Here is an 8,491-nt window from a genome sequence, read left to right on the forward strand (position 1 = left end):
TGATGATTTTGTTTTCTCTAAGCGCTTCTACACTCTTTTTTTTGTTGCCATTTTACTGATTTTTAATTAGTTTTACAAAGTAACTAAATATAGCGCTGAGAAAGCTACCGAAGGTTTAGTTCAACATAGGTTTTGCAAAATGCGGGGCTGAAGTTCTTCGATTGAGCATTTATATAAGGTTCAAGATTAGTAATTCTATTGAACTTTTGTGCTACCCCCCCCGCCTTCGGCAAGCCCCAAACCGTTATGCGACACCCTAAACGAGCAGCGTAGAAAACACGAATGACATTGAATGAAAAACCAAATCAAAGACTATTTAGACCTAATTCATTCCGAAATACAGGAATGTTACGCTGACGAAATCAATTTACGACAAACAGATTTTGATAAGTACAGCGTATTTGACTTTGCAAACTTTCATTTGATTTATCAATATATTCTTAATGACAATTCTGAAAAAAACGACTTTTTTATAAGCGTACCTGAAGAAGAATACAGAGAAAATTTTTTTGCTTCGATTTTTCACTCAATCGTTTTAATTAAATTATATCAGAATTATTTTAATTACGAAAAAACAAATCCCCCTATCGAATCAGGTGATTTAGTGTATTCACATAGAAGAAAAAGAGTATTTCAAGTTTTAAGAAAAAATCCAACAGGTTTAACTCTAAAATATAAATTTCCTAAAAAAAATGAGGGAGAAGGAAGTTTCACAATTAGCGGTCATAAATTTTACAAAATAAATCCTAATTTATCAAATGGGAGAAACACCTCTAATAATATTGACAACTATGTTACTTTTCTAAATAATGTTTTTGGCAACAACTTCCCTTTTATAACCGATTTTAAAAACAGAACCTTGGTAATTGCTGAAAAGCAATTTTTTAGGGAAAGTAAATACTTGCCAATTAGATACACGAATAAAAATGGAAAAATTAGCAATGATTTGCCGTTTTTCAGCTACTTAGTTGAGTGCTGTAATGATTTCAATTCTGCACAAAATTTTCTTTTAAATGAAAATCAACAATTTGACGAAATCATAATTATTGGCGATGCAAAGTATAGAAACTCTTTTGATTTTATTTTGCAAGATAAATACAGAGATAAATACAAAAACATAATTGTAATCGGAACAGATAAGCCAAGTTCCGAAAATCAATTTTTAGAATGGTGGTGGTCAAATGATGAAGTGAAAATTGCAAACAATGAAAGACCGAACGAAACGATAAAAATCAAATTAAACAATAGCAACTTATATTCATCATTTATAGAACTTTCAAAAGAAATTGAGAAAATAAAAGTTGAAAGCAAGGTAAGCCTCGCTTTCATTTTGAAGTACACTAATTTCTTTTTGAGGATGATTTTGGTAAATACTAATTTGTCAAAAGGAATTTATCAAGAATATTTAGACCGATTAAATCATTATTTTCAAAGTGATTCTTTTTCAGAAGAATTAAACAGTCTTTTCTATGAAAAAGATATTTACAACCCTGATACTATTAAAGGTTTTACTGACCGTATTTTCAATTTGTTTTCAAAAATTTCCAGCATATTGGAAAATGAAAATTTGAAATGGGACTATATCAAAAGGACAGCAAAAGAAAACAGTCATAAACTAGTTTATGTTGTTATAGAGAAAAAAAACTATGATGCTATTTTAAATCAAATAAAAAACGAAAGGATAAACAACATTCGCATAATTAGTGACAAAAGAATTGATAATTCAAAGCTCTATTTAGACAAATGGATAAATGACGAACAACAAAATTCGGAAAGCCGAATAGTAATCATTCCTTATTTGAATAACCTAGAATTGTATTCAAAAATCAAATCTATAAAAGGTAATTGCGAAATTCTTTGTTACGAAAATTTGGATGAAATTTCTTTTGACAATGTTGAACAGGCATACCAAAATCAAGAAAAAACAAGACTAAATCACAAAGATAGATTTGTCTTTTTTAAAACAAGTTTTGCTCATTCAACTGAAATTAAAAAACGAAAATTAGATGATATTTTTGCTTTCGACTTGAATAGTGAAAGTTTTAGAAACAATCCTTATGAAACTATTGATTTACCGAAAGAACAAGCAATTTATGAAATTGAGTTTAGTGACGGGACAAAAGATAAATTCGATTCTTCAAAAGGAGTTTTTCTAATTGAAAATAACGAACAAATTAAAACGACAATTGGAGAAATCTATGTAAATGCTACTATTCGATTTTACCAAAACAACAGCAAAGAAGAATTTAGAAAAATCCTAAAAATATTCGACACAGAAAATTTATTGGATTCGTTTGATAAATATGCAGACAGTTGGAAACAAACTTTGAAAGATTTATCCACGAATTTTAATAGCACAGAAAAGTTATTCGATGCTTTATTTACATCATTCAAGATAAATTACAATACTTTTCGTTTGTATTTGGACGAAAAATCATCAACAAGATTTCCAAGAGTGAAAACTTTGGAAGTTATTCGAGATTTTTGTTTGAAGAACAATCGTTCAAACGATTTAATCGTTACTGAATTTGAAAAATTCAAGGTTTATTCTAAAAAAGACCATTCCATAAGACAACAGGCAGGAAAGATTTTGGGTAATGATTTGTTAGACTATGTTGCTTCTAACAAAGAAGACAAAAGCGATTCGCTAAAAAAGTTGCCTAATGGAATTTTAGAAAAACTAACCGCAACAATTCAAGAAAAAACAATTATAAAAAAAACTTTGGTAGATGAATAATTATTTAGACGAGCCAAGATTGATATTTCGGGATACAATCAAAGATAATTTGATTGGTCCCGGTTCTGATGTTTTTGTTTCTGACAATGAAAACGAAATCATTTCAGATTATCCATTGAGTAGATATTATTCAGGAATTTTGTTCCCTGAACGTGATATGGAAGTTTCTATCGGAGAAAAAGAAACACACGATGCAAATGCAGAAATTGAAGATGATAATATTGAAGTAGAAACTCCCGAAATAGAAAACACTACCGAAAATTCTGATGAAGATATTGACAAAAGTAAAAATATAGAACCCGAAAAAGAATATTCAGAAGCCAATCAATATTTCCCAACAAATTTTGGTTTGACTTTTTGCGTTCCAAAAGATGCAAAAAGTTTAACAGTAACTTTCAGTTACGCAAAGTACATACAAATAGAAGTAACTTCTGCAACTATAGAAATTTCAGAAAATGACTTCAGAAAATTTTCTGAAAATCCATACAATTCAGTTACCAAATATTTTAAGTACGAAAACGGACTAATGTCCTTGAACAAGGAAGAATTTGACAAAGGAGGTTTGTCTGTTCGAAATTATAGAAGCCGTTTCAAAGAAAATGAACAGCAAACGGAGTTAATTGACAGCGTTGCATACAAAAAAGGTGAATTACTTTTAGGACGACTTTGGAAAAGAGTAAAAATAGAACCTAAAATTGTTGAACTAAATCTAACAGAGATTAATTTTGATGAATCGAAAGAATATCCTTTAGACCAAAATCAAGACGACAATTCAATTATTACTTGCTATTACAAAAAGATTTATGAAACGCATTACGGCAAATTCATAAAAATTTTATTGGCAAACAGATTGACCCACCCGAAAAATAAATTCTCGTTCAGTAATGAACAATTAAATAGAAATTCAATATTTCAAGGCGAAATTTCTATTTCGGGAGTAACGTTTTTGCCTTACAAACAACTTTCAGAAACAAATCCTTTTGATGAAGAATTAAACTTAATCAACTTTCAATACAGAAAAGAACACTCTTTTGCAATCGGACACGGTTGTGCGGTTAATTGGAATGACGATAAAAATCCAACGGAATTAAAAACTACGTTTTTACCCGAAGTTGATATTAAAAATTACAGCAATGCTTTTAAAGAAGATTTTCCTGAAAATTTGAAAGACATTACTGAATTAAAAAAACTTTCAATTTGGACTGATTTAGACAAACAAACAATCGTTCAAAAATTGAAACTCTTTGCAAAAGAGTATAAAGGTTGGATTTCAAAGCAAGAACAAACCAAAGCAGAAGATAACTACAAGAAATCTTTAAGCACAATTTTAGAAAAGCAGAATAAAACATACGAAAGACTAATCAAGAATATAGACTTTCTAAATGAAAACGAAATCGCTTTCAAATCCTTTTTACTGTCAAATACAGCAATGTATATTCAAATGTTAATCTCAAACAAAGATTTGTTCGGAAAGAAAGGAATTGAACTATCTGAAATTGATGAAAATTTTAAATACAATGATTTAGAATTTTTCGAAAATCATTCGTTTAAGCCAAATTACAGACCTTTCCAATTAGCATTTTTCCTTTTAAACATAGAATCTACAATCAACGAAGATTCAAATGATAGAAACAATGTTGTTGATTTGCTTTGGTTTCCGACAGGTGGAGGAAAAACAGAAGCGTATTTGGCAATTACAGCATTCACGATAATTAGCAGAAGAATTTTACACGGAAAAGATTCGGGCGGAGTTTCGGTAATAATGCGATATACATTGCGTTTACTGACTGCACAACAGTTTGAACGTGCAACAAAATTAATTCTTTCTTTAGATTTTTTAAGACGATTTTTCAAACCAAATGAAGATTATTTCTTTGGTGATGATAAAGTTTCTATTGGAATGTGGGTTGGAGCTTCTACAACACCAAATTCATATAAAGATGCTCAAACAATATTCAAAAAAATATTTGACGAAATAATAAAACTGAATAACAAAAAAGCAGGAGATTATCGTAAAGCAAATACTTTCCCTATTACAAGTTGTTCTTGGTGCGGTTGTAATTTGGTTTCGCAAAATAATTCAGGAAGATTTGATTTAGGTTACAAAGCAACTGAAAAAGCATTTTCAACAAATTGCTTAAATCCAAGTTGTGCGTTTAGTGCAGAATTGCCAATTTATTTTGTTGATGATAAAATCTATCAAAATCCACCGACTTTGCTTTTTGCAACAGTTGATAAATTCGCAATGCTTTCGCATAGAGAAGAAGGACATCATCTTTTCAATTCACAAGATGAAAAGAAATTACCACCCGATTTAATTATTCAAGATGAATTACACTTGTTAAGTGGTCCTTTAGGTTCTATCACAGGTTTATACGAATCAATCGTTGAATTACTATCTACAAAAGGAAAAAGAAAACCCAAAATCATTACATCAACAGCAACGACAAGAAATACTGAACAACAAGTTGCAATGCTATATGGAAATAGAGAATTGAACATTTTCCCACCAATGGGTGTAACTTATGACGATAATTTCTTTTCTTATGTTTCAACTGAAAGCAAACGAAAACATATTGGCTTTATGCCAACAGGGAAAACGGCTTTAAACTCGCAAATACGAATTTTAGGAAATTTGCTTTTGGCAAGAATTAAATTGTTTAAATATTACAGAGTAAAAGAAAGTTTAACGCAAGAAGAAGCAATACATAGAGAAAATAATTTTTGGACGATTGTTTCATTCTACAATAGTTTGCGAGATGTTGGAAAAGTTTATAATAAAGTCCCTGCGGAAATTTCAGACTTTTTAAAACTCTTACATAATCGCTATCAACTGCCAAAACAAACTTATGGTTATAATTATTTCGGACTTGCAGGAAGAACAAAAGAATTGACGAGCAGAATTGAAAGTAATTCTATCAAAAAACTATTAAACGAATTAGAAATGCCATTTAGCTTGGTTGCAAAAGATGGTTATAATTTCGTTCAAAATTCGGTAGATTTGGTTTTGGCTTCCAATATGTTTTCAGTTGGTATTGACATTGAACGATTGAATGTAATGTTAATGAACGGACAACCTAAAAACGTTGCTGAATACATTCAAGCATCAAGCCGTGTAGGACGAAAAGACAAAGGAATTGTAATAAATTTATTGGACGCTAATCGTTCAAGAGATAAATCCTATTTTGAAAATTACGTTCCGTTCAACAACGCTTATTACAAATTCGTTGAACCGTTAAGTGTTACGCCATTTACAGAAATTGCTTTAGATAAAGTTTTAGCGAGTTTGCTGGTTTGTTATGTAAGACACAAACAAGGTTTGTATTTAGACAAACGAGCAAAAGATTTTACAGGAGATTATAGAGAACTTGAAAGCTTCATTTCAGAACGAATCAAAAACAAAAAGCAGTTGGAATATGCTTTAGAAAAATTGAAAGTTTTATCCGAAAAATGGACAACCAAAGAAGGCGATTTGACTTACAAAATTCTGATTAAAAAAATGTCTGATTTAGATGATTGGAGTTTGATGATGTCAATGAGAGAAATAGATACAAACAGCATTGTAAAAATAATAAATTAAGTAATGGGACAATTTGAGCAAATACAAACAAGAAAAGCCATTAGTTCTTATGGTGGTGTTGGTTCTATTATAGAAACAAGAGACGGTTCGATACTGATTGATAATTTTAATGAATGGCCATTTTTCCAAACCATAAACGGAAATTTTGAAGAACATAATTTCATAATTGATAAACGTTTTAAAAATCGTTTAAGCAGATATTTTCAAGAATTAGAACACTTAGTAAAAATCCCTGTTAACGAATTAAGAAAAGGATTTGACCCTGAAAATAAATTCGCATTTTTGTCAGCCAAATATTTTCCAGAATGGTTTTATTGTAATAATTGTCATCGCTTTGATAGAATTGATAAATGGAAAACTAATTGGGAAAACAATGTAAATTCAGAACACAAAGAGAATTTTTATCCACCAAAATGTTATAGTTGTTATGTTAAAAATCGAGATAAAAAAAGAAAATTCTTTGATTTAGAACAAGTTCGTTTTGTCTTAACATCGCCTAATGGAGAAATTGCTGATATTCCTTGGGATAAATGGGCAATGTTTTTAAACAAGAAAAAAGACAACAAAAAAGAAACCACTGAAACAGTAAGCGAAGAAGATATTATTACACTTGGGAACATACAAGTTCCCGAAGATGCAATTTTTGAATATAAAACCTCTGACAAATTAGACGATTTGAAAGGTATTTGGATAATTGCAAAAAGAAAAAGCGGTGAACAATTAAACTTTACCACACTTTCGGGTCTATTCAATTTAAGAGTAAAAATTCAAGATTTATTACCAAACACAAAAGAAACAGACATTTTATTCAAACCTGTTATCCGTTCAAGTAATAGTGTTTATTATCCAAATATTTTATCAAGTATTTACATTCCCGCAAATGATGAGTTAAATGAGTATTCAATCAATTTGATTAGAGAAGAACACAATGACGGAAGCAATGCACAAACGATTTCAAGGAATCTAAAACGCTATAAAAATATAGAAATTGATTCTGCAGTTATTCAAAAATTGATTGACAACAATTTTAGTGAACGAGAACTTGAAATTGCTAAAACTGAAAATCAATACAGGTTCGATGAATACAAATTCATTACAGAAAAAGACAGTGAACGAGTTGAAGATAAACTAATTTTCAACAAAATAGACAAGTTATTTTATCCAGATGATTTAATAAAGTCCATTTTCAAAATGGATAAAATAAAAATTTCTTCTGTTCAAACTTCGTTCACACGACAAGAACCGATTTCATCAAGTCAAATTTTACAGGACGAAGACCCCGAAAAAGCAACAAAAGAAAGCATTGTAAAAAAATTCACTTCAACTTTTGGTAAAACAACAAAATATTTACCAGCAATTGAAAGTTTTGGTGAGGGAATTTTCTTTGAATTTAACAATGAAATTCTAAATAATTGGATTGAGAATAATCCTAAAATAAAAGAAAGAATTGAAATTCTCATTGGAAATCAAAACCACTTTGAATCCAACTTTAATGATGATTTTGAGTTAAACCCAAAATATGTTTTAATACATACTTTTTCACATTTAATCATCAAGGAATTAGAGTATTTATGTGGTTATCCATCAACGTCTATTCAAGAACGACTTTACATTGACGAAGAACTTGGAATGAACGGAGTTTTAATTTATACAATCGCAGGTTCAGAGGGTAGTTACGGAGGAGTAACATCAATTTGTGATGACAATAAAATTGGTAAACTAATTGAATCCGCGATGATTCGTGCTATTGATTGTGCAACAGACCCTATTTGTTATCACACAAACGGACAAGGCGTAGCAAACTTGAATCTTTCAGCTTGTTTCAGTTGTACATTGTTGCCCGAAACATCTTGTGAAAAATTCAATTGTTATCTTGATAGAAGAATTTTAGTTGACAAAGATTACGGATATTTTAAAAACTTAATAAACAAACCGTGAAAAAGGGCGGTCGCATAATAGCTAAGTTTTCGTTGCGTGCGAAGCACGAACAATGAAAACCCTGTTGAACGGAAGCTTCGGCAGCTTTTGGTTGGGTATTTTCCCACACTATGGGTTTACCGTAAAATTTTTTAAAAATACCGAAGAGACTTTTAGAAAGGCCTCTTTTTTTGTTCATGTTGTTTTTCTAAATTTTAGACTACAAACTAACAAAAAAAATACGGATTTTTAGGATG

3 protein-coding genes are annotated in these 8,491 nt (G+C 30.2%); all 3 read left to right on the top strand.

The genetic code is table 11. The features are described from left to right. The first annotated feature begins 292 nt into the window (after window positions 1-292). From G0Q09_RS14425 to drmB, 3 genes are read left to right on the top strand one after another with little or no spacing between them, the layout of a single operon-like run. The gene (locus G0Q09_RS14425; RefSeq protein WP_219035403.1) at window positions 293-2,737 is read left to right on the top strand and encodes a hypothetical protein; all 2,445 of its coding nucleotides are present in this window, start codon (window positions 293-295) and stop codon (window positions 2,735-2,737) included. After that, entirely contained in the window at window positions 2,730-6,317 is a 3,588-nt protein-coding gene (locus tag G0Q09_RS14430; protein WP_219035404.1) for a helicase-related protein, read from the top strand. The genes G0Q09_RS14425 and G0Q09_RS14430 overlap by 8 nt, the downstream gene beginning before the upstream one ends. A 3-nt stretch (window positions 6,318-6,320) precedes the next feature. Further along, window positions 6,321-8,255, top strand: coding sequence for an MrfA Zn-binding domain-containing protein (gene drmB, locus G0Q09_RS14435; protein WP_219035405.1), 1,935 nt, complete (start codon window positions 6,321-6,323; stop codon window positions 8,253-8,255). The last annotated feature ends 236 nt before the right edge of the window (window positions 8,256-8,491 follow it).

The organism is Empedobacter falsenii, assembly GCF_019308355.1.
Lineage (GTDB): Bacteria > Bacteroidota > Bacteroidia > Flavobacteriales > Weeksellaceae > Empedobacter > Empedobacter falsenii_B.

Excerpts from the sequence above, each read along its gene's own strand:
- G0Q09_RS14430 (WP_219035404.1), top strand. The coding sequence starts at position 2,730 with ATGAATAATTATTTAGACGAGCCAAGATTGATATTTCGGGATACAATC.
- drmB (WP_219035405.1), top strand. The coding sequence starts at position 6,321 with ATGGGACAATTTGAGCAAATACAAACAAGAAAAGCCATTAGTTCTTAT.
- G0Q09_RS14425 (WP_219035403.1), top strand. The coding sequence starts at position 293 with ATGAAAAACCAAATCAAAGACTATTTAGACCTAATTCATTCCGAAATA.